Genomic DNA, 21,213 nt, shown 5'->3' with positions numbered 1-21,213 from the left:
GCGGCATCAGCGGCGGATGCCGCCTTCTTCCAGCACGAAGTACTGCGGCTTCATGGCCGTCAGCGGATCGCGCAGCTTCGCGATTTCGGCTGCCGGTGCATGGACTTCGAGCTTGATCAGGTAGGCGATCGCGAGCGCTTCCTGCAGCAGCGCGCCGACGTTGTCGAGGTGATGCAGGATGGCTTCTGCATTGTCATAGCCTTCGCGGCAATGCGCCGTGCAGCCGCTGAACGAAAAGGCGTAATGCACGCAACCCGGTTCGCTGCGCGTGCGCTCGACGAAGCGTTTGCCGAGGGCCTTGAATTCATCGACCTTGTCGGCCGGCACGTCGAAGTACGGAACGAGGGTGCATACGGTGTCTTGATTCATGTCTGTTGCCTCCTGAGGTTCGAAATCTGCACGATATGGCTCATGCTCGCTGCCGCAATCCGACTGCCGGGATGCGGAGTGGCCGGAGTATGCCTCAGCCGGGCAGCGCTGGGCGCGCTGCCCGGCTGAGGCCGGCTTGCAGACAGTCACCTGCCGATCGAGGACGCAGACCGGAGGCGGGCCGCCTACCACTTTCCGATGGACTTGATGTAGGCCACCAGTTCCCAGATTTCCTCCTGCGTGAACACTTCGCCCCAGGGCGGCATCGGCGTGGCGCCCTTGCCGCCGTCGCGGATGGTGTTGAACACGTATTCCGCCTCCAGCCCCTCGCGTTCGATGAACAGCGCCGGCGTGTGACCGTGACAGTAGTCGGCGCAGGTCGACTGGAAGCGGTCCTGACCGAGCTTGATGCGGGCCGGATCGGCAAGATCGAAGGGGGCGGGGCCGGCAGGCGCTGCGCCATCCGCCGCCTTGTCCGGCAATACGGCGTTGAAGGCCATCGCCGACGCCATGCCGCTCATGAGTGCGGCGAAGATGAATTTCCGTATATCCATGGATCCGTTCCGGGTGTTGCGTGAAGTTCGAGGGTCGTGGGGGGGGCCCGCGCCCCACCCCCCCCCCCCCCGCGCGGGGGCCGGGACCAGCCCCGGCCCCCCCCCCCCCCCCACGACCCGGACGTCGGCGGGATTCAGTCGACCTGCACGGCCACCAGTTCCGCCGGCAGGCCGGCGCCACCGATGGGCACCACGACGTACTGCCTGCCGCCGGCGCGGTAGGTCATCAGTGCGCCGAATGCCGCACCCGGCAGCTTCACTTCGCCGAGCACGTCACCGGTGCGCGCGTCGTACGCATACAGGAAGGGCTCCTTCTCATCGGCGGTCGCCTGGGTGATCAGCGCATTGCCGCGCGATGACAGACCCAGCACCGAATTCGTGCCTTCCGGTGCGAGGAAGAGCACGTCGTCGGTCAGCGCGATGAAGCTCTCGCGCGGCACGCCCACACGGTCCAGCTTCAGGTCCTTGAGCGCCGGGTGATCGACCGGGCCCTTGCCCGCCGGCACGCGCCACAGGTGCTTGCCGGTGTTCATGTCGATCGCGGTGACGGTGGAGAACGGGGGCTTGAACAGCGGCAGACCCTGCGGACCGCCGACGCCGGCCCAGGTGCCGGTGTAGTCGTACACGCCTTCGTTCTCCTTCTTCAGCTTGATGCCGAACGGGATGGTGAAGGACGGCACGTACAGCACATTGGTCTTCGGACTGTGCGCGGCACCCGCCCAGCTCGCGCCGCCCAGCACGCCCGGTACCTGTAGCGTGCCGGCCTTGTCGGTCGTGGGCGGGAAGTACAGCGGGCCGTAGTTGTAGCGCGACAGGATCTTCTTCGCCTCTTCCTTCAGCTGCGGCGTCAGGTCGATCAGGTCGTCTTCACTCACGCCCTGCTGCACGAAGGGCGCAGGCAGGCTGGGGAAGGGCTGGGTCAGCGACGACCGCTCGCCCGGCACGGAAGATTGCGGCACCGGCTTTTCGGTGATCGGCCACACCGGCGCGCCGGTGCTGCGGTCGAAGGTGAACACGAAGCCCTGCTTGGTCACCTGCGCCAGCGCCTTCACCTTCTTGCCATTGACCGTGAGGTCCATCAGGTTGGGCGCGGTCGGCAGGTCGTAGTCCCACAGGCCGTGGTGCACGATCTGCTGGTACCAGGCGATCCGGCCGGTCTTCGCATTGAGCGCGACCACCGATTCGCCGAACAGGCCGTCGCCCTTGCGATGACCGCCGTAGAAGTCGTTGGTCGGCGTCGAGAAGGGCAGATAGACCAGACCCAGTTCCTCGTCGCAGCTCGGGCGCGACCACATGTTCGCCGAGCCCGTGGTTTTCCATGACCCGTCTTCCCAGGTCTCGTTGCCCGGCTGGCCTTCCTGCGGCGGCTGCTCGAAATGCCACACGCGCTTGCCGCTGAGGATGTCGAAGGCCTGGATGTCGCCCGGCGGATGGTTCTTCATCGGCGCGCGGCCGACGGCGAACGAATCGAGCACGGCCAGGCTGGGCACGATGGTGTTGCCGCACACGATGGGCGGCGAGGTCAGCGCAACGAGCGAGCGGTCGACGAAGCGGCGCAGGCCCTTGGTCATGTCGATGCGACCCTTGTCGCCCCAGGACTCGATCGGCTTGCCGGTCTTCGCATTCAGTGCGATCAGGTAGCCGTCGCCGGTGCCGACCAGAATGCGCTTGTCCTCACCGTTCGCCCAGTAGGACAGGCCGCGGCTGATGAAGCCGAGATTGGGCGGCGTGCCTTCGACATAGGCCCTGGGATCGTAGGTCCACACGGTCTTGCCGGTCTTGCCGTCGATGGCCGATACCATGGACATCGGCGAGCTGGAATACAGCACGCCGTCGATGGCCAGCGGCGTCGATTGATTCACCCAGGTGCGCAGTTCGGCGTTGTCCTGCCAGATCTTGTTGTCAGGCATGGCCCAGCGCCAGGCCACCTTCATCGACTTCACGCTCTGCGCGTTCACCTTGCCGCCGGCCAGATAGCGCGAGCCGGCCTTGTCGCCGTTGTATTCGGTCCAGTTGCCGTCGCCCGCAGCGGCCATCGTCAGCGGCGCAGCGCCGAGCATGATGGCCAGCCACAAAGTCTTCCTTGCTGCGCGGGGAAAAGCGCCCGCAGATTTCAGCATCGCCATGTTTCCGCTCTCCAATCGAGTTCGTTGTGTTCGTGTGTGGAACGCATCGGCGGCCTGCCGGTGCGTGTCACGACGACGCAAGATCGGTGCCGAAGGAAATCAGGGAAATGCTCCCGGAATGATTCGGGAAATCGGCGGTCGGGATACGGGTGTCTCGGATTTCGGGGCAAGTGCAGAGACGGCTGTATCGCCGCCCGGGGCGTTGTCTCACTGCGATGCACCGGTGCACGACGCACGCTCGGCCGTGATCTCCTGCATCGGAGTGGCGATGTTGTCGCGCCGCAATCCTGCGGTTGCGGTGATGACGTCCGGAGTTGGGCATCGCTGCGCTCACCCCAACCTACGTACTACACCGGGCGAAGGGCGGCGGGTACGGACACCCGATGTGCATCGCCGGCAATGGGATGGACCACGCCCGAAAAAGCGCCCGTATTGGGTGACAGGAGACAGCCGTCGTAGGTTGGGGTGAGCGCAGCGATGCCCAACAGGGTCGCCTGCGCCGCGATAACCCCTGAAGCAGGGGTCAGCTGCGTTGGCCGGGGCGCAGGTGGCGAAAGGCTGCCGGTGCGTGCGACACGATGGAGGACGCGACCAACAGCAGCCAGAAGATGCCGGCGGCGAGCTGGGGCAGCACGATCATCGCGGCCACGCCTGCGAGTTTGAGCGGGATGAACAGACCTGCAAGTTCCACGGCGTGGCGAGGCTTGCTCCACACTTCGATGCCGTACAGGCCGATACCGGTCACCAGCATCAGCGTGGCCGCTGTGTCCCGGTGTGCATCGTGATCACCGAGCAGCGCGGCGCCGACCAGCACGACGCCGATCAGATGCACCGAGCGCAGCGCGACCAGCAGCCAGCGGCGGCCGGGAAAGTCGCGCCGGTTGCTCGGCGCGAAGTCGTGGGGCAGATCGTGGGACGACATGGCGCGAGTATGAACGAGCGCCGGGTTCACCATGCATCCACCGGACTGATATCGTCGCCCGCAAAGGGCAGGAAGGGGCCGGTGCCGCTGTGTTCGGAACTGGACGCCGGCACGAAGGCGCCCTGATGCGCGTCGAACACATGCACTTCGCCCTCTTCGATCACATAGTGCCAGCCGTGCAAGGCTAGCCCGCCGGCGTCAACATGCTCGCGCACCATCGGGTAGTCCATCAGGCGCTCCAGTTGCAGCACCACGGCGCGCTGTTCGGTACGGCGCAAGGCCTCGGGTGTCACCTGCACCGGCAACGTGGCCTCGCGGCCCAGCTCGAGCCAGGCGGCGAGGTTGGTGGCCTGTGGCGGCACCCCTTCGTATAGCGCGCGGATGCCACCGCAGTGGCTGTGGCCGCACACCACGATGTGGGCCACGTTGAGGTTGAGCACGGCGAACTCGATGGCCGCGGCGGTGCCGTGATAACCGGCCGACCCATCATGGGGCGGTACAAAGGCGCCGACGTTTCGCACGATGAAGAGCTCGCCGGGGCCGGTGCCGGTCAGCAGGTAAGGCACCAACCTTGAATCGCTGCAGCCGATGAAGAGAATCGTCGGGTGCTGGCCTTCGCGCACCAGGTCTTGAAACTGGTTTTTTACACCCGGGAAGGTGTGCTCGTGGAAGCTGCGCAGGCGCTCCAGCAGATCGTCGGGCATGGCCGGAATGACCTGTCGAGGCCTACTGCACCAGCGGTGTATCAGCCGAGTCCAGCTCCACTCCCACCACCTCGGCCTGCCCCGCCTGCAACTGCAGGTACTGGCGCAGCGCCGTCACATAGGTCTGCTGGCGCAAGGCCATGGCCACCGCGCCGCGCACGGCCTCGAAGGGTTGTGCCACCCCACCCTCGCGCTCCAGCACCTCGACCACATGCAGCCCGAAGCGGCTGTGCACCAAGCGTGGCAGCACACCCACCTCCACATGGCCGAACAGTTCCTTGGCAAACTCGGGCGCGCAGTCGGTGGGCTGCAGCCAGCCGAGTTCACCGCCTTCTTCACCACTCGGGCAGTTGGACAACTCGCGCGCCGCCTTGCCAAAGTTGTCGTTTGCGCCCCCGTCGTGGCAACGCACGTCGAGCAGGCAAGTTTCTGCACGGTTGCGCAGGCTCACCACATCCACCCCCGGCGTCACTGCGAAGAGAACGTGGCGTACACGCACACGCTCACCGGTGCGGTAGCGCGCCGGGTGGGCGGCGTGGTGGCGTTGGCAGGCTTCATCAGAGGGTTCGGGCATCTGCAACTCGCGCTCCAGCAGGGCTTCGATCCCTTGCGAAGCGGCTTCGCTGATCACGCCGTCTACCGGCGCCACATCGGCCGCGTCGAGCAGGCCCGCCTGTATGGCGGCCTGGCGCAGCAGCTCGGTGCAGGCGCGCTGGCGCAGCTCTTCGGGCGACAGGGTCTCGGCCTCGTTGTTCAAGGCCACGCCGTTGATGCGGGCCACCCGTGGTGGTTCGGCCTGCGGGGTGGAAAAGCTGCTGAAGTCGACGGTTTCGCTGAGCATGTTGTTGCCCCTTTCAAACACGTGCGTCAGGCCGACGCGGTTCGTTGTGGCCGGCCGGCACGTTCAGGCGCCGGCTGCGCACCACCTGGTGCGGGCGGAACAGGAAGGCCACGGTGGCAAAGCCGCTCCACACGTGCACCAGCCGGCTGAACGGGAACAGCAGGAAGATCGTCATGCCCAGGATCAGGTGGATCATGTAGGGCCAGTCGAGCGCCACCAGCGCATCCGCGTTGGGCTGGAAGGTGACGATGCCTTGTGCCCAATTGGCCAGGATCAGCATCGCGCTTGCGTCCTCGTGCCCGAACGAATACGGCAGCGTGATCAACCCGATCACCAGTTGCACCCACAGGATGATGAGGATGGCGATGTCGGTGCGGTGGCTCGTGAGGCGGATGCGCGGGTCGAACAGCCTGCGGTACAGCAGCATGCTCAGGCCCACGAAGCACACGATGCCCGCCAGCCCCCCCGAGTAGATGGCCATGCGCTGCTTGTCGGGTGCGCTGATGAAACCTTCGTAGAACCAGTGCGGCGTCAACAGGCCCACGAAGTGCCCGAAGAACAGGAACAGGATGCCGATGTGGAACAGGTTGCTGCCCCAGCGCAGCAGGCCGCTGCGCAGCATCTGCGACGAGTCGCTCTTCCACGTGTACTGGTCGCGGTCGAAGCGCGCCAGGCTGCCCATCAGGAACACCGCCAGGCAGATGTACGGATAGACGGTGAAGAAGAAGTTGTGCAGGTAGGTCATCACGGGGTTCATGTGCGGGCTCCTTGTCGTGGGCCTTGGGGTGAGCTCTTGCGCACCACCTGGATGGGTTGCGGCTGGCCGGGTTTGGCCTGGCCCTTGGAAGAGCAGCCGTCGAACACCACCGGTTCGGCCCAGCTCTCATCGAGGGGTTCTTCTTCAGCGGGTTTGACCGGCTGCGCTTTTTCACCGGCCAGCTCCAGCAAGCCACCGAGCACGCTGGCGTAGGCGCTTTCGCGCTGCTGCAAGGCACCGAAGATGGCGTTGAAGATGTGCGCCATTTCGCCGAGAAAGGCCTTCGCCTCTTTCGGCGGTTGGGTCGAGACGAACTCGAGCACCGCCGGCAGGTAGTCGGGCAGCTCGCCTTCGGCCAGGATGAGCCCGGCTTTTTCGTAGGTCTGGCCGAGGTCGATCATGGCCGGGCCGCGGTCGCGCGAGTCGCCGTGGACGTGCTCGAACAGGTGCAGCGAGGTGGCGCGGCCGCGGTCGAACAGCTCCACGTAATCGGCTTCGGCTGCCAAGGGCTCGGCGCGCTGCAGGCTGTCCATCAGCGCGTCGAGCTCGGCCAGCCGCGACGCGGTGATGGCGCGCTCGTCTCGCAGCAGCGCCCTCATCTCGCCCAGGTAGCTGCGCATCTGCGCGTCGGGGTAGCCCAGCAAGGCGGCGAGCACGCGCAGGCTCTTTTCCATCGAATGTGAGGGTGATCCAAACATGATCAGATCTCCGCCCGGATGGGAATGGTGCGTTTCTTCTCGCTGCCGAAGAGGCTCGTCTCGGTGGTGCCTTCGGAGCAACCGTTGCCGAAGCTGAAGCCGCAGCCGCCGCGCACGTTGAAGGTGTTTTCCGCGTACTCCCGGTGGGTGGTGGGGATCACGAAGCGGTCTTCGTAGTTGGCGATGGCCATCACCTGGTACATCTCCTCCACCTCGGCTTGGCTGATGCCGACCTGCTGGAGCACCGCCTGGTTGATGCGCCCGTCAACATGCTTTTCGCGCTGGTAGGCGCGCATCGCGAGCATGCGCTCGAGTGCCCGAACCACCGGCACGGTGTCGCCAGCGGTCAGCATGTTGGCCAGGTACTTGACCGGAATACGCAGCTGGTTGACGTCAGGAATCTCGCCGTTGCTGCCCACATGGCCGGCGTTGGCCGCGGCGCTGATGGGCGACAGCGGCGGCACGTACCAGACCATCGGCAGCGTGCGGTATTCGGGGTGAAGCGGCAGCGCCACCTTCCACTCCACAGCCATCTTGTAGACCGGGCTGTTGCGCGCGGCGTCCATCCACTTGTCGGGGATGCCGTCCACACGGGCCTGCTCGATCACCTTCGGGTCGAAGGGGTCGAGGAAGATGTCGAGCTGCGCCTGGTACAGGTCGCGGTCGTGCTCCACGCTGGCCGCTTCCTGAATGCGGTCGGCGTCATACAGCAGCACGCCCAGGTAGCGGATGCGGCCGACGCAGGTTTCAGAGCACACGGTCGGTTGCCCCGCTTCGATGCGCGGGTAGCAGAAGATGCACTTCTCGGCCTTGCCGCTTTTCCAGTTGTAGTAGATCTTCTTGTACGGGCAGCCCGAGACGCACATGCGCCAGCCACGGCACTTGTCCTGGTCGATCAGCACGATGCCGTCTTCTTCGCGCTTGTAGATGCTGCCGCTGGGGCACGAGGCCACGCACGCCGGGTTGAGGCAGTGCTCGCACAAGCGGGGCAGGTACATCATGAAGGTGTTCTCGAACTGGCCGAGCATCTCCTTCTGCGTGCGCTCGAAGCCGTCGAGGTTCTTGTCCTGGCTGCGTTTGGAGAACTCGCCGCCGAGGATCTCTTCCCAGTTCGGGCCCCACTCGATCTTCTCCATGCGCTGGCCGGTGATCAGGCTGCGCGGCCGTGCGGTCGGCGTGGCCTTCATCTCGGGCGCCGATTGCAGGTGCTGGTAGTCGAAGGTGAAGGGCTCGTAGTAGTCGTCGATCTCCGGCAGGTTCGGGTTGGCGAAGATGCGCATGAGCATCTTCCACTTCGCGCCCTGGCGCGGCTGGATGGAGCCGTCGGCATTGCGAACCCAGCCGCCGTTCCACTTGTCCTGGTTTTCCCACTCCTTGGGGTAGCCGATACCGGGTTTGGTCTCGACGTTGTTGAACCAGGCGTATTCCATGCCGGGCCGGCTGGTCCAGACGTTCTTGCACGTCACTGAGCAGGTGTGGCAACCGATGCACTTGTCGAGGTTGAGCACCATGCCGATCTGAGCGCGGATCTTCATGGGGATGTCCTCCCCTCGTCCGATGAGTACATCGTCCGATCCCCCAAGGGGATGCGGGCCGGCTTGGGAGCGGCCCGGCGCTCGGCCCGCTGCTGTATGCGATTCATGCGACTTCTCCTTGCGCCTGCGTCGGCTTGATCAGTTCATCGGCGGCTGGCGTATCCAGCCAGTCGACCTTGCTCATCTTGCGCACCACCACGAACTCGTCGCGGTTGGTGCCGATGGTTCCGTAGTAGTTGAAGCCGTAGCTGAACTGTGCGTAGCCACCGATCATGTGGGTGGGCTTGAGCACGATGCGGGTCACCGAGTTGTGGATGCCGCCTCGCGCACCGGTGATCTCGGAGCCCGGCGTGTTCACGATCTTTTCCTGTGCGTGGTACATCATCACCATGCCCGGTTTCACACGCTGGCTCACCACCGCCCGCGCCGCAATGGCGCCGTTGATGTTGAAGAGTTCGATCCAGTCGTTGTCGACGATGCCGGCGCTCTTGGCGTCGTCTTCGCTCATCCACACGCACGGCCCGCCGCGGCTCAGCGTGAGCATCAGCAGGTTGTCGGTGTAGGTGCTGTGAATGCCCCACTTCTGGTGCGGCGTGATGAAGTTGAGCGCGATTTCCGGGTTGCCGTTGGGCTTGATGTTGTGGATGCCGGCCGTGGTCTTCAGGTCGACCGGCGGGCGGTAGCTGCAGAAGCCTTCGCCGAAGGCGCGCATCCACGGGTGGTCCATGTAGAACTGCTGGCGCCCGGTCAGCGTGCGCCAGGGGATCATCTCGTGCACGTTGGTGTAGCCGGCGTTGTACGAGACGGTCTCGCTCTCGATGCCGCTCCAGGTGGGCGAGCTGATGATCTTGCGCGGCTGCGCCTGGATGTCGCGAAAGCGGATCTTCTCGTCTTCGCGGTGGATGGCCAGGTGCTCGTGCGATCGCCCGGTCTGTTTGCTCAAGGCCTGCCACGCCTTCACCGCCACGTGGCCGTTGGTCTCGGGGGCGAGCTGCAGCACCACTTCGCAGGCGTCGATGTCGGTCTCGATCTTCGGCATGCCGCAGGTCACGCCGTCGGCAGTCACCACACCGTTCAACTCGCCGAGCTGCTTCACTTCGGTCTGGGTGTTCCAGGCGATGCCCTTGCCGCCGTTGCCGACCTTGTTCATCAGCGGCCCTAGCGCAGTGAAGCGCTTGTAGACGTTGGGGTAGTCGCGCTCCACCACCGTCATCTGCGGCGCGGTCTTGCCGGGGATCAGCTCGCACTCGCCGCGCTTCCAGTCCTGCACGTCGAAGGGCTGCGCCAGCTCGGCCGGGCTGTCGTGCATCAGCGGCGTCAACACGAGTTCGCGCTCCACACCCAGGTGGCCGACACAGACTTCGCTGAACTTCTTGGCGAAGCCTTTGTAGATGTCCCAGTCGGAGCGCGATTGCCAGGCCGGGTCCACCGCGGTCGACAGCGGGTGGATGAAGGGGTGCATGTCGCTGGTGTTGAGGTCGTTCTTCTCGTACCAGGTGGCAGTGGGCAGCACGATGTCGCTGTAGAGACAGGTCGTGCTCATGCGGAAGTCGAGCGTGACCAGCAGGTCGAGCTTGCCTTCGGGCGCCTTGTCGTGCCACACCACCTCTTCGGGCTTGGCTTCTTCGGCACCCAGGTCCTTGCCCTGCACGCCATTCGACGTGCCCAGCAGGTGCTTGAGGAAGTACTCGTGGCCCTTGCCCGAGGAGCCCAGGATGTTGGAGCGCCACACGAACATGTTGCGCGGCCAGTTGGCCGTGTGGTCGGGGTCGGTGCAGCTCATCTTCAAGCTGCCGTCTTTCAGCGACTTGACCGCGTACTCCTTGGCGTCCATGCCAACGGCCACCGCGTCGCGCACCACCTTCAGCGGATTGGTCTGCAGCTGGGGTGCCGAAGGCAGCCAGCCCATGCGCTCGGCGCGCACGTTGTAGTCGATCATGCTGCCGCCGAACGTGCTCTTGTCGGCCAGTGGCGAGAGCACTTCGTCGACCCCGAGCTTCTCGTAGCGCCACTGGTCGGTGTGGGCGTAGAAGAAGCTGGTGCTGTTCATCTGACGCGGCGGGCGGATCCAGTCGAGCGCGAAGGCCAGCGCTGTCCAGCCGGTCTGCGGGCGCAGCTTTTCCTGACCGACGTAATGCGCCCAGCCACCGCCGCTCTGGCCGATGCAGCCGCACATCATCAGCATGTTGATGACGCCGCGGTAGTTCATGTCGCTGTGATACCAGTGGTTCATCGCCGCACCGATGATGACCATCGACTTGCCCTGCGTCTTGTGCGCGTTCTCGGCGAACTGGCGCGCCACGGCGATCAGCTGCGCGCGCGGTGTGCCGGTGATGCTTTCCTGCCAGGCCGGCGTGTAGGGCGTGTCGTCGTCGTAGTCCTTCGCTGCCAGTTCGCCCGGCAGGCCGCGTGCCACGCCGTAGTTGGCGACCTGCAGGTCGAATACCGTGGCCACCAGCGCTTCACGCTTCTCACCGGCCTTGCCCAGTGCGATGCGCTGCACGGGCACGGTGCGCACCAGTACGTTGGTCTGCGTGTTGTTCGGGAAATGCTCGCTGACGATGCCGCCGAAGTACGGGAAGCCGACCTTCGCGGTTTCGCTGCTTGGCGCCTCGCCTTCGAGCAGCGACAGCTTCAACCTCACATCGCTGCCGTGGCGCGCCTCTTTCGCTTCGAGGTTCCACTGCCCTTCGTCGGCGCGCCCGTCCGCGCCCCAGCGGAAGCCGATGGCGCCGTTGGGCAGCACCACCTTGCCGCTGTCATCGATGGCGACGGTCTTCCATTCCGGATTGTTGGCCTGGCCGAGCTTGCCGTTGAAGTCGGATGCGCGCACATAGCGGTCCGGCACCATGATGATTTCGCCGTCGGGCAGCGTGTGCTCCTTGAGCATCACCAGCATCGGCATGTCGGTGTAGCGGCGCACGTAGTCGTCGAAGTAGGCCGACCTGCCTGCCCCCAGGCCGCCTGTCGGCGTCCGCCCCCCGAGGGGGCCCGACGAGCTTGGGGCGGCCCGGCGCTCGTCGGGCTCACCGCTTTCCGGAAAGTAGAACTCCTTCAGGATGACGTGGCCCATGGCCATCGCCACGGCGGCATCGGTGCCCTGCTTGGGGTTCATCCAGATGTCCGCCAGCTTGGCGACTTCGGAGTAGTCGGGCGTGATGGCAACCGTCTTCGCGCCCTTGTAGCGCACTTCGGTGAAGAAGTGCGCGTCCGGGGTGCGCGTCTGAGGCACATTGCTGCCCCAGGCGATGATGTAGGTCGAGTTGTACCAGTCGGCCGATTCCGGCACGTCGGTCTGTTCGCCCCACACCTGCGGGCTGGACGGAGGCAGGTCGCAGTACCAGTCGTAGAAGCTCATGCACACGCCGCCGATCAGGCTGAGGTAGCGGCTGCCCGCGGCGTAGCTGACCATGCTCATGGCCGGGATGGGTGAGAAGCCGATGATGCGGTCCGGCCCGTGCTGCTTGATGGTGTAGACGTTCGCGGCGGCGACTATTTCGTTCACTTCGTCCCAGTTCGAGCGGACGAAGCCGCCGAGGCCGCGCACCTGCTGGTAGTCGCGCCGCTTCGCGTCGTTCTCGACGATGGACGCCCAGGCCTCGACCGGACCGAGCGCCAGACGTGCCTCGCGCCAGCTCTTGAGCAGACGGCCGCGCACCATCGGGTACTTCACCCGGTTCGCGCTGTACAGATACCAGCTGTAGCTGGCGCCGCGCGCACAGCCGCGCGGCTCGTGATTGGGCATGTCCCAGCGGGTGCGCGGGTAGTCGGTCTGCTGGGTTTCCCAGGTGACGATGCCGCCCTTGACGTAAATCTTCCACGAGCAGGAGCCGGTGCAATTCACGCCGTGCGTCGAACGCACGATCTTGTCGTGCGCCCAGCGGTCGCGGTAGGCGTCTTCCCAGCTGCGGTCTTCGCCGGTGACGACGCCGTGATCACCCGAAAAGCTTTCCTTCGGGTGTGAAAAGTGGCTCAGGCGGTCGAGAAAGTGGCTCATGAGTGTTTCTCCGTGTGGCGTTCTGAATGGCGGCGTGTGCGGATCAGGGGTTCTTCACGTACGCGTTGCCGCGCAGGTAGAACCACCAGTTGAGGACCAGGCAGATGGCGTAGAAGGCGGCGAAGCCGTACATCGCGATTTCCGGAGCTCCCGCCTTGATCTGCTCGCCGATCACCACCGGAGCGATGAAGGCACCGTAGGCGGCGACGGCCGAAGTCCAGCCCAGCACGGGACCGGCCTGCGTGCGGTCGAAGATGACGCCGATGGTGCGGAAGGTCGAGCCGTTGCCGATGCCGGTCGCGGTGAACAGCACGATGAACAGGCCGATGAAGGCCGGAAAGTACTGCTCCGGCGTGGCCGAGGCGTAGGCCTGCATCATCACGTAGCCCACGGCGCCGGAGGCGACCACCATGACGGCCGAAATGACCTGGGTGACGATGGAGCCGCCGAGCTTGTCGGAAATCCAGCCGCCCAGTGGCCGCACGGCGGCGCCGACGAAGGGGCCGATCCAGGCATAGGTCAGTGCCGACGGGGCGTTCGGATTCTTCAGCGTGTGCTGCATGACGCCGGCGGCATCGGGTATGTGACTGGTGCCGAAGATGACCGTGATGGCCAGCGGCAGTGCCATCGAAAAGCCGATGAAGGAGCCGAAGGTGACGATGTACAGCGCGGTCATTGACCACGTGTGCTTGTTCCTGAAGATCGCGAACTGCTTCGTCACGCCTTCCTTCATCTCGCCGAAGGCGGCCACCTTCATGACCAGCAGCGCCAGAATGATGTCGAGCGGAATCGCGACCCACATGCTCAGCACGCCAAGGCCGGTCGGGGCGGGCAGGTACAGCCACAGCATGAAGATCGCGGGCACGAAAGCCAGCGTGTACAGATAGGTGATCTTGGAGAACGCGACGATCGGGTTGCCGGTATTCGGCGATACCGTCTTCAGGTTGTTCATGCCGAACCAGCACAGGATGGACAGCGGCACCAGCGACAGCACCCAGGCGAAGCCTGCGTTCTGTATCCAGGTCGGTGTACCGGCGGCGATCTTGCCGAAGATCCAGCCGCTGTCCTTCACCAGCGTCATCGGCTCGCCTGCGAAGGCACCGAACAGGCCGACCGTCATGACCAGCGGAATGACGATCTGCATGGTGGTCACGCCGAAATTGCCGAGGCCGGCGTTCAGGCCGAGCGCGGTGCCCTGCAGCTTCTTCGGGAAGAAGGTGCTGATGTTGGACATCGAACTGGCGAAGTTGCCGCCGCCGACGCCCGACCACAGTGCCATCAGCTGGAATACCCACAGCGGCCATTCCGGGTGCTGCAGCGCGACGCCGGTGCCGATGGCCGGTGCCAGCAACATCGCGGTGGTCAGGAAGATGGTGTTGCGGCCGCCGGCCAGACGGATCAGGAAGGACGCCGGAATGCGCATGGTCGCGCCGGCAATGCCGGCAATCGCAGTCAGCGTGAACAGCTCGTCCTTGCTGAACGGAAAGCCCAGATTGAGCATCTGCACGGTGATGATGCCCCACATGCCCCAGACGGCGAATCCGCACAGCAGGGCCGGCACCGATATCCAGAGGTTGCGGTAGGCGATCTTCTTGCCGGTGGATTCCCAGAACTGCTCGTCCTCAGGACGCCAGTCGGCGACATCCGGGCCGTCTGCAGGAGTGGCCGGTGGTGTCCCGGCGCGGCTGTTGGTCGTCACGTTAGTCCTCTTGTCGGAAGTGAGATGTCAGCCCTGAAAAAGGCCGGTTCCCGTAGGTTGGGGTGAGCGCAGCGATGCCCAACGAATCAGCCCTGCACACCGGACGGTTCCCCCATCAGCGGCGTGCGGCGCACTTCGGTGAAATACATCCAGATCAGCGACACCCACACCACCGCGTACATCAGCATGAAGGCGCTGGAACGTATGCCGGTGAGATCGACCAGCGCGCCGAACATGATGGGCAGCACGAAGCCGCCGAGACCGCCGGCCAGGCCGACGATGCCGCTGATGGCACCAATGTTGGCCGGGTAGTCGTCGCTGATGTACTTGAACACGCTGGCCTTGCCGAACGCCCAGGCGATGCCGAGGATGAACATCAGTCCGGTGAAGGCATACACGTTCAGGCCGATGTCGAAGGTCTTCGGGCCGTCGACCGTGACGATGGTGAAGTGCGTCTGCGGGTAGCTCAGCAGGAACAGGCAGATCCAGCTCACCCACAGCACCCACCAGGTGACGCTGTGCGCGCCGTACTTGTCACTGAGCCAGCCGCCGGCCGCGCGCAGCACGCCGCCGGGCAGCGAAAAGCAGGCGGCCAGCAGCGCCGCGGAGCGGATTTCCATGCCGTACTCGCCGACGTAGTACTGCACCATCCACAGGCTCAATGCGACATAGCCGCCGAACACGATGCTGTAGTACTGGCAGTACTTCATCACGCGCGGATCCTTGAGTGCCTTCAACTGGTCCGTGAAGCGCACGTTGCTCGGCACGAGGTGAGCCGGGTCGCTGTGGCTGAACAGCCAGAAGATGACGACCGTGCCGAGCATGATGGCCGCGTAGGCCTGCGGCACCATCGTCCAGCCGAAGGCGACCAGCAGGGCCGGGGCGACGAACTTGTTGACCGCAGCGCCTGAATTGCCGGCACCGTAGATGCCCATCGCGAAGCCCTGCTGGCCCTTGGGAAACCAGCGCGCGACGTAGGGCGTGCCGACCGAGAACGAACCGCCTGCAAGACCGACGAACAGGCCGATGACCAGGAAGTGCCAGTACTCCGTCGCGTAGCTCATCATCCAGATGGCCGGCACCGTGCTCGCCATCAGCAGGGTCATCACGATGCGGCCGCCGTACTTGTCGGTCCAGATGCCCAGCGGCACCCGTACCAGCGATCCGGTGAGCACCGGTGTGGCGGTCAGCAGACCGAACTGCGTGGCATTGAGATCAAGCGCCTTCTTGATCGGTATGCCGATCACGCCGAACATCATCCACACCATGAAACATACGGTAAACGCCAGGGTGCTGACGATGAGCACCGATAGCGCCTGCCCTTTCCTGGTCATGACCGAACCCTCCCTTGTCGTTGCGACGATGGTAGGCAGACGGCCCGGATGACAACATCCTTCCGTCGGGTATCGGGCATGCGGCAGAAGAACGATGGCGTGAGGGCACGCCATCGTTCGAAAGAGCTATCGGGCGAAAAACGCGCAGGAAGTTGCGCAGGATCAAGCCGGCGCAGCCGGCGAGCAGATCGGATCGGGCCGAAGGGACGTCAGGCGACGCTCATCTCAGCTGTTCCGGCTCAGGTCAGACCGCGTTCGACGGCGATGACGGCGACCTGCACCCGCGAAGAAACGCCGAGTTTGCGCAGGATGTGCTGTACGTGAATCTTCACCGTGGTTTCGGCGATGCCCAGATCGCGTGCGATCTGCTTGTTGCTGTCGCCGCGGGCGATACCGCGCAGGATGTCTGTTTCGCGCGGCGACAATGCGCCATTGCCGGCGGTATCGGCGGCACATCCCGCTACGGGTGCATCGCCAGGCGGCGCGGCCGCCGCCTGGCGATAGACCGCCACCAGCTTGCCGGTCATTTCGCTGGCGACGACGCTTTCGCCGCGCATCGCACGGTGGATGGCGCTGGCCAGCGCCTCGCCCTCCATGGTTTTCAGCAGGTAGCCGCAGGCCCCGGCGCGAAGGGCGGCCGCCAGATCGTTCTCGTCCTCGCTGATGGTGAGCATCAGCACGCTCGCATGCGGCGCAGCTTCGCGCAGGGCCGGCAGCGCATCGATGCCGCTGACACCGGGCAGATGATTGTCGAGCAGGATGATGTCGGGCTGAAGGCTTGCGGCCCGCCGCTGCGCTTCGCCCGCGTCGGCTGCATCGCCGACCACCTGCAGTCCGGGGTCGCGCGACAGCAGCGCCGTGAGGCCCCGCCGGAACAAGGTGTGGTCGTCTACCAGCAGGATGCGGATCGGCGTGTCGGCATCACGCAATGTGCGCTCAGTCATGATTCGGTGGCTCCCGCGGCAGTTGCCCTCTCGAACAGCTCGGTCGAGGGCGGCAGGGTGAGCACCACGGAGGTGCCGCGCTGCGGCGTCGAGAATACCTCCACCCGTGCGCCGATGCGTTCGGCGCGTTCCGTCATGATGCGCAGCCCGACGTGCGTTTCGTCGGCAGCGCCACGGCTGACGTCGAATCCACTGCCGTCGTCGCGCACCTCGAAAACCCACAGCGGCTGCTGCTTCACGTCGAGCCAGACCTGGCTCGCGCGGGCGTGCTTGCGCACGTTGGAAAGCGCTTCCTGCACGATGTGCAGCACCTGGATCTGGATGTCCGGCGGCAGCGGTATGCCGTGATCGTGCATGTTGAGCGTTGCATGGACGCCGCTCTGATGTTCGAACTTGCGCAGCGTACCGAGCAGCGCGCCTTCGATGTCTTCGGCGTTGGTGCGGGTGCGAAAGTGCAGCAGCAGTTCGCGCACATCGCCCGTGCTTTCGCGCAGGCCGGCGTCCAGTTCGCCCAGTATCCGCTCCGTCTCGAGCGTATCCCGTTCGGCCAGTGCGCCGCGCATCATTTCCAGCTGCATCTTCATGAAGGCCAGCGACTGGGCGATCGAGTCGTGCAGTTCGCTGGCCAGGAAGTTGCGTTCCTGCGATACCGCTGCTTCGTTCCGCAGTGCGGTCAGGCGCAGGTTTTCCATGCCACTCGCCAGATGGGTGGTCAGCGCCTCGAGCAGCGACCGTGCCGAGGGCGACAGATCGATTTCGGCATGGAAGAACAGATCGACCTCGCCCATCACCCTGTCCTTCAGACGCACCGGTATCGACACCAGTGTTTCAAAGCCGGCCTCGGCGCAGTACTGCAGGCCTCCGGGCGTCATCGAACGGATCGGGATGATGCGCGCGTGCGGCGAAGCGTCCGGCACACCGCAGTGGCATTCGTGTGCCTTCAGGCAGCGCTCGCCCTCGGTCATGTAGGCGGGCAGGCCCTGCGAAGCCAGCATCAGGTAACGCCGGTTCGATTCGTCGGACCAGCGCAGGCCCACACCATCCGCGTGCAGTGCCCGTGCGACATAGCCGACGAAGCCTTGCGCCAGTTCGTCGAGCGACCGGGCGGTGGCGATCAGCGAGGTAACCTCGTAAAGCGCTTCGAGTCGCCCCTGTTTCTCTTGCAGTTCCGCGGTCTTGGCAAGCACCTTTGCTTCGAGGTTTCGATACATGGCCTGGATCTGGTCTGCCATGCCGTTGAAGCCATCGGCCAGCGTACCGAACTCGTCATCGGTCGAACGCTCGACCCGGGCACCCAGATCACCTGACTGGATGCGCTCGATGGCCTGCTTGAGCTGTCCGACGGGTTCCAGCACGAACAGGTAGCCGACGTACAGCAGTACGCTGGCGCCCAGTACCGCAATGGCGATGGTTGCAAGCTGCAACAGATGAAGCAGTGCCGTCCAGCGCGACATGTGCGATTCGATGCCGGATACGAGGGCGTCGATGTCTGCGCTGAAGGCCGCAGTGTCGGCGCCCAGGGATTGCAGCTGCGCCGGCGGCGCATCCAGCCAGGTTGTGCGGTACTGCTGCCAGCCGGATTCCACGCGCGCAAAGCGGTCCCGGACCGCGTCGTCCCACGGCACGAAAAGCGGGCGTTCCGGGTCGCCGTTGCGCAGCAGCGCGACACTGCGCTCGAACTCCTTGATGGCTCCCGGCAGCGCGTCCAGTTCGTGGCGACTGACCAGCAGCGACAGCCGGTAAGCCTGCATGCGCATGCGGCCCGCTTCGTTGACGGCGGCCGCACCCCCGTCGAGCTGCCACGATACCCACAGCGTCAGCGTGACCGACAGCAGCGCGAGCAGCGCGAACGGCGCAGCCGACAGGGCGAGTTTGGCGCCAAGGCCCCGAAGTTTGCGAACGTTCATCGAACATAGTGTAGTCAAGCGGCGCGCGATGGGCATTGTCGCAGCGCAAGCCTGCGGCGTGCGGTCATTCCGGCAATTGCGCACGCTTGCCTGCTCTGTTCCAGTCTTTCGGCATCGCGACAGTCGGTAGTCTGCAGGTTGGCCTGATGTCCCGGCCGCAATGGAGCGGATGCTATTGAAGGACAGTCCTCATTCAAGACTGCAGGCGGCGATCAGCCGGGGCGGCCCGGCCGGCGCGGTGCTGGCCTGCGTGTTCGCGCTGTGGCTGCCGGCAGCGTGGTGGCTCGGATCCGACGCGATGGTGCCGCAGGCCGTCTGGGCGATCTGGTGCGTGGCGTGCGCGGTGCTGCTGCATCGGGTGCGCCTCAGGCCACTGGCAAGTGCGCCGGCGCCGGCGTTGCCGCCTGTCGAGGCCGATTCGGCCGACCACGAGATCGTGCAGGCGATTCCGCTGTCGATTTGCGTCTGTGCCTTGCCGGGCGGCGAAATCCTGTTTGCCAACGATGCCATGGTGGATCTGGCAGGCGAGCCGCGTGACAGCCTGCTCGGCCGTGCGCTGGGCGAGTTCTGCGCCCAGTCGCACGATCGGGAACGCCTCGGACTTGCCTTGGCGACCGGTCACGGCTTCGACGACGTCGAGCTACCGGTGCGCCGTGCGGACGGCAATGTACGCTGGCTTTCCGTATGCGGTCGCCCGGACGAATTCGCGGGGCGGGCGGCGCTGTTCGTCGTCTGTCACGACATCACCGTGCACAAGCAGGCGCAGCGCTCACTGATCGCCAGCGAAGAGCGCTTCCGCGTGCTGCTCGGTGCGCTGTCGGAATCGGTGGTGCTGTACGACGCGCAGGCGAAGGTGCTGACCCGCAATCGTGCCGCCGAGGCCTGTACCTGGCTGGACGATGCGCACGCCGGTCTGCCCGGCGGGCATGCCGAGGCGCAGCTGTTCGACGAGCAGGGGCGGGCGCTGTCGAATGTCCGCCATCCGGTGATGCGTTCGCTGACCGACGGCCAGCCGCAGCGCGAGGTGGTGATCGGTACCGGTCGCGCGGGCAGCCCCGTGCGCTGGTTGTCGGTCACGACGCAGCCGCTTTTTCATGCCGGTGCCAGCCGGCCGTATGCAGTAGTCGCGTCCTACTCCGACCTGACGGCGCGCATTCGCGCCGAACGCGCGCTGCGCGCCAGCGAGCAGCGCTACGCCCTGGCACTGCGCGGCATGAACGAGGGGTTGGCGGAATGGATCAACGGCAGCGAGGAGCTCTACGTTTCGCCGCGTCTGTCGCACATCATGGGCTATGACGGCGGCGGTCGCCGTATGCCGGTCAGGGATTTCGTTGCGGGCATCCATCCGGCGGACAAGCCGGGCTGGGATGCCATGATGGACGACCTGCTGGGCGGCGGGCACGACGTGTTCCAGCTCGAGGTGCGCATGCGCCACGCCGACGCCAGCTATCACTGGTTCATGGTGCGCGGCGTGGCACAGCGCGATGCGGCAGGCCGCAGCACACGGGTGGTCGGCACCATCGGCGACATTTCGCTGCGCAAGCGGCTGGAACAGGTCGATCTGGCCGAACGTGAGCTGCTCGCCCGGATCGCTGCGGGAGCACCCCTGGCGGACGTGAACGCACGGCTGGCCGTGCTGGTCGAGGGGTTGCTGAACGAAGATTCCCGCGTGGCCGTGCTGACCTGCGGTGCGTCGGCCGACGACAGCGTCGACGTGGTGGCGCCCGGGCTGTCCGCCGGTTTCCGCGCCGCGCTGGCGCGGCTGCCGCTGCCGTCCGGCGCCAGTGCGCCGCCGCTGGTGATCGCCGATCCGGAGGGTGCGCCGGGCGCAGATGCGCATCGCGCGGCGCTGGCCGAGGAAGGCCTGAACGCCCTGTGGGCGCTGCCGCTGGCCGGGCCGGGCGGCATTGCGCTGGGCGCACTGGTGATCTGTCACCGCCGGCCGTGGCGGCCGGGACGTTCGGACGAGAACCTGGTGCAGCGGCTGGTCGACATTGCGCAGTTGGCGCTCGAACGGGCGCGCGGCGAACGCCAGGTCAGGGAGCTGAACGAATCCCTGGAGCGGCGCGTCGCCGAACGCACCGCCTTGCTGGAACAGGCCAACAACGAACTGGAGGCCTTCTCGTATTCGGTGTCGCACGACCTGCGCAGCCCGCTGCGCGCCATCAATGGTTTCGCTCATCTGCTGACCGAGCACGCTGCAGCAACGCTCGATGACGAAGGCCGGGACATGCTTCAGCGCATCCAGCGCGGGTCGAACCGCATGGGCCAGCTGATCGACGACATCCTGCGTTTTTCGCGCATGGCGCGCATCGACATGACGCATGCCGATGTCGGGCTGGACAAGCTGGCGCGCTCGGTGGCGGCGGAATTGCTCGAGCAGTATCCGGTCGCGCGCATCACCGTTGCGCCACTGGGGCAGGTCAGCGGCGATCCCGCGATGCTGCGGCAGGTTCTCGCGAACCTGATCGGCAACGCGCTGAAGTTTTCGGTGCATGCCGAACAGCCGCTGATCGAGCTGTTCGTCGCCTTGCAGGATGGCGAGCCGGCGATCTGCGTGCGCGACAACGGGGTCGGTTTCGACCCGCTGTACGCAGACCGTCTGTTCGGCGTGTTCCAGCGCATGCACGGCGCAGAGGAGTTTCCCGGTACCGGTGTCGGGCTGGCCATCGTCAAGCGCATCGTCGAACGCCATGGCGGCCACGTCAGCGTGCAGGCCGTGCCCGGCAAGGGCGCGACCTTCTGTTTCACCCTGCAGGGTTTCGTGCCGACCGAACCGCTGGGCGGCGCGGTCGGCGAGACGCGTACCGGAACCTGATGGAACCC

15 protein-coding genes are annotated in these 21,213 nt (G+C 65.5%); 1 reads left to right on the top strand and 14 read right to left on the bottom strand.

What is annotated here, in order from left to right; all coding sequences use genetic code 11:
• Positions 1–6 precede the first annotated feature (6 nt).
• The 14 genes from ACTIFF_RS04360 to ACTIFF_RS04295 form a co-directional block, all read right to left on the bottom strand.
• Positions 7–369 carry a putative quinol monooxygenase gene (locus ACTIFF_RS04360; protein WP_306477206.1) on the bottom strand — a complete coding sequence of 121 codons (363 nt, stop codon included), beginning with the start codon at positions 367–369 and terminating at the stop codon, positions 7–9.
• A gap of 185 nt (positions 370–554) precedes the next feature.
• Positions 555–923 (bottom strand): c-type cytochrome, encoded by a 369-nt coding sequence (locus tag ACTIFF_RS04355; protein ID WP_439535725.1) that lies wholly within the window; start codon positions 921–923, stop codon positions 555–557.
• 134 nt (positions 924–1,057) lie between these two features.
• Entirely contained in the window at positions 1,058–2,983 is a 1,926-nt protein-coding gene (locus ACTIFF_RS04350; protein ID WP_439535724.1) for a pyrroloquinoline quinone-dependent dehydrogenase, read from the bottom strand.
• Between the two features lie 589 nt (positions 2,984–3,572).
• Entirely contained in the window at positions 3,573–3,971 is a 399-nt protein-coding gene (locus ACTIFF_RS04345; protein ID WP_439535723.1) for a hypothetical protein, read from the bottom strand.
• Positions 3,972–3,997: 26 nt separating this feature from the next.
• Entirely contained in the window at positions 3,998–4,675 is a 678-nt protein-coding gene (locus tag ACTIFF_RS04340; protein ID WP_439535722.1) for a carbonic anhydrase, read from the bottom strand.
• Positions 4,676–4,697: 22 nt separating this feature from the next.
• Positions 4,698–5,516, bottom strand: a complete 819-nt coding sequence (locus ACTIFF_RS04335; protein ID WP_439535721.1) for a peptidylprolyl isomerase — start codon at positions 5,514–5,516, stop codon at positions 4,698–4,700.
• 13 nt (positions 5,517–5,529) lie between these two features.
• Positions 5,530–6,273 carry a respiratory nitrate reductase subunit gamma gene (gene narI / locus ACTIFF_RS04330; RefSeq protein WP_439535720.1) on the bottom strand — a complete coding sequence of 248 codons (744 nt, stop codon included), beginning with the start codon at positions 6,271–6,273 and terminating at the stop codon, positions 5,530–5,532.
• Positions 6,270–6,947 (bottom strand): nitrate reductase molybdenum cofactor assembly chaperone, encoded by a 678-nt coding sequence (gene narJ, locus ACTIFF_RS04325; protein WP_439535719.1) that lies wholly within the window; start codon positions 6,945–6,947, stop codon positions 6,270–6,272. Before narJ ends, narI begins: the two co-directional genes overlap by 4 nt.
• 26 nt (positions 6,948–6,973) lie before the next feature.
• Positions 6,974–8,506 carry a nitrate reductase subunit beta gene (gene narH / locus ACTIFF_RS04320; protein WP_439535718.1) on the bottom strand — a complete coding sequence of 511 codons (1,533 nt, stop codon included), beginning with the start codon at positions 8,504–8,506 and terminating at the stop codon, positions 6,974–6,976.
• A gap of 103 nt (positions 8,507–8,609) precedes the next feature.
• Positions 8,610–12,503, bottom strand: a complete 3,894-nt coding sequence (locus ACTIFF_RS04315; protein WP_439535717.1) for a nitrate reductase subunit alpha — start codon at positions 12,501–12,503, stop codon at positions 8,610–8,612.
• A 43-nt stretch (positions 12,504–12,546) separates the two neighbouring features.
• Entirely contained in the window at positions 12,547–14,202 is a 1,656-nt protein-coding gene (locus ACTIFF_RS04310) for an MFS transporter (RefSeq protein WP_439535716.1), read from the bottom strand.
• Positions 14,203–14,288: 86 nt separating this feature from the next.
• On the bottom strand, positions 14,289–15,536 hold the full coding sequence (locus ACTIFF_RS04305) for an MFS transporter (RefSeq protein WP_439535715.1): 1,248 nt from the start codon (positions 15,534–15,536) through the stop codon (positions 14,289–14,291).
• Positions 15,537–15,775: 239 nt separating this feature from the next.
• Positions 15,776–16,480: a response regulator gene (locus ACTIFF_RS04300; RefSeq protein WP_439535714.1), complete on the bottom strand. Its 705-nt coding sequence runs from the start codon at positions 16,478–16,480 to the stop codon at positions 15,776–15,778.
• Positions 16,477–18,387 carry a type IV pili methyl-accepting chemotaxis transducer N-terminal domain-containing protein gene (locus ACTIFF_RS04295; RefSeq protein WP_439535713.1) on the bottom strand — a complete coding sequence of 637 codons (1,911 nt, stop codon included), beginning with the start codon at positions 18,385–18,387 and terminating at the stop codon, positions 16,477–16,479. The genes ACTIFF_RS04300 and ACTIFF_RS04295 overlap by 4 nt, the downstream gene beginning before the upstream one ends.
• A 169-nt stretch (positions 18,388–18,556) precedes the next feature.
• On the opposite strand from ACTIFF_RS04295, the gene ACTIFF_RS04290 reads away from it, so the two are divergent.
• On the top strand, positions 18,557–21,205 hold the full coding sequence (locus ACTIFF_RS04290; RefSeq protein WP_439535712.1) for an ATP-binding protein: 2,649 nt from the start codon (positions 18,557–18,559) through the stop codon (positions 21,203–21,205).
• Positions 21,206–21,213 lie beyond the last annotated feature (8 nt).

This window comes from Methyloversatilis sp. (assembly GCF_051861465.1).
In the GTDB taxonomy this organism is placed as follows: domain Bacteria; phylum Pseudomonadota; class Gammaproteobacteria; order Burkholderiales; family Rhodocyclaceae; genus Methyloversatilis.
Note: the sequence above shows the minus strand (reverse complement) of the source record. Positions and strands in the feature narration are given on the sequence as shown.

Coding starts and splice junctions, on each gene's coding strand:
- ACTIFF_RS04360 (WP_306477206.1), bottom strand. CDS start 369: ATGAATCAAGACACCGTATGCACCCTCGTTCCGTACTTCGACGTGCCG.
- ACTIFF_RS04355 (WP_439535725.1), bottom strand. CDS start 923: ATGGATATACGGAAATTCATCTTCGCCGCACTCATGAGCGGCATGGCG.
- ACTIFF_RS04350 (WP_439535724.1), bottom strand. CDS start 2,983: ATGCTCGGCGCTGCGCCGCTGACGATGGCCGCTGCGGGCGACGGCAAC.
- ACTIFF_RS04345 (WP_439535723.1), bottom strand. CDS start 3,971: ATGTCGTCCCACGATCTGCCCCACGACTTCGCGCCGAGCAACCGGCGC.
- ACTIFF_RS04340 (WP_439535722.1), bottom strand. CDS start 4,675: ATGCCCGACGATCTGCTGGAGCGCCTGCGCAGCTTCCACGAGCACACC.
- ACTIFF_RS04335 (WP_439535721.1), bottom strand. CDS start 5,516: ATGCTCAGCGAAACCGTCGACTTCAGCAGCTTTTCCACCCCGCAGGCC.
- narI (WP_439535720.1), bottom strand. CDS start 6,273: ATGAACCCCGTGATGACCTACCTGCACAACTTCTTCTTCACCGTCTAT.
- narJ (WP_439535719.1), bottom strand. CDS start 6,947: ATGGAAAAGAGCCTGCGCGTGCTCGCCGCCTTGCTGGGCTACCCCGAC.
- narH (WP_439535718.1), bottom strand. CDS start 8,506: ATGAAGATCCGCGCTCAGATCGGCATGGTGCTCAACCTCGACAAGTGC.
- ACTIFF_RS04315 (WP_439535717.1), bottom strand. CDS start 12,503: ATGAGCCACTTTCTCGACCGCCTGAGCCACTTTTCACACCCGAAGGAA.
- ACTIFF_RS04305 (WP_439535715.1), bottom strand. CDS start 15,536: ATGACCAGGAAAGGGCAGGCGCTATCGGTGCTCATCGTCAGCACCCTG.
- ACTIFF_RS04300 (WP_439535714.1), bottom strand. CDS start 16,480: ATGACTGAGCGCACATTGCGTGATGCCGACACGCCGATCCGCATCCTG.
- ACTIFF_RS04295 (WP_439535713.1), bottom strand. CDS start 18,387: ATGAACGTTCGCAAACTTCGGGGCCTTGGCGCCAAACTCGCCCTGTCG.
- ACTIFF_RS04290 (WP_439535712.1), top strand. CDS start 18,557: ATGCTATTGAAGGACAGTCCTCATTCAAGACTGCAGGCGGCGATCAGC.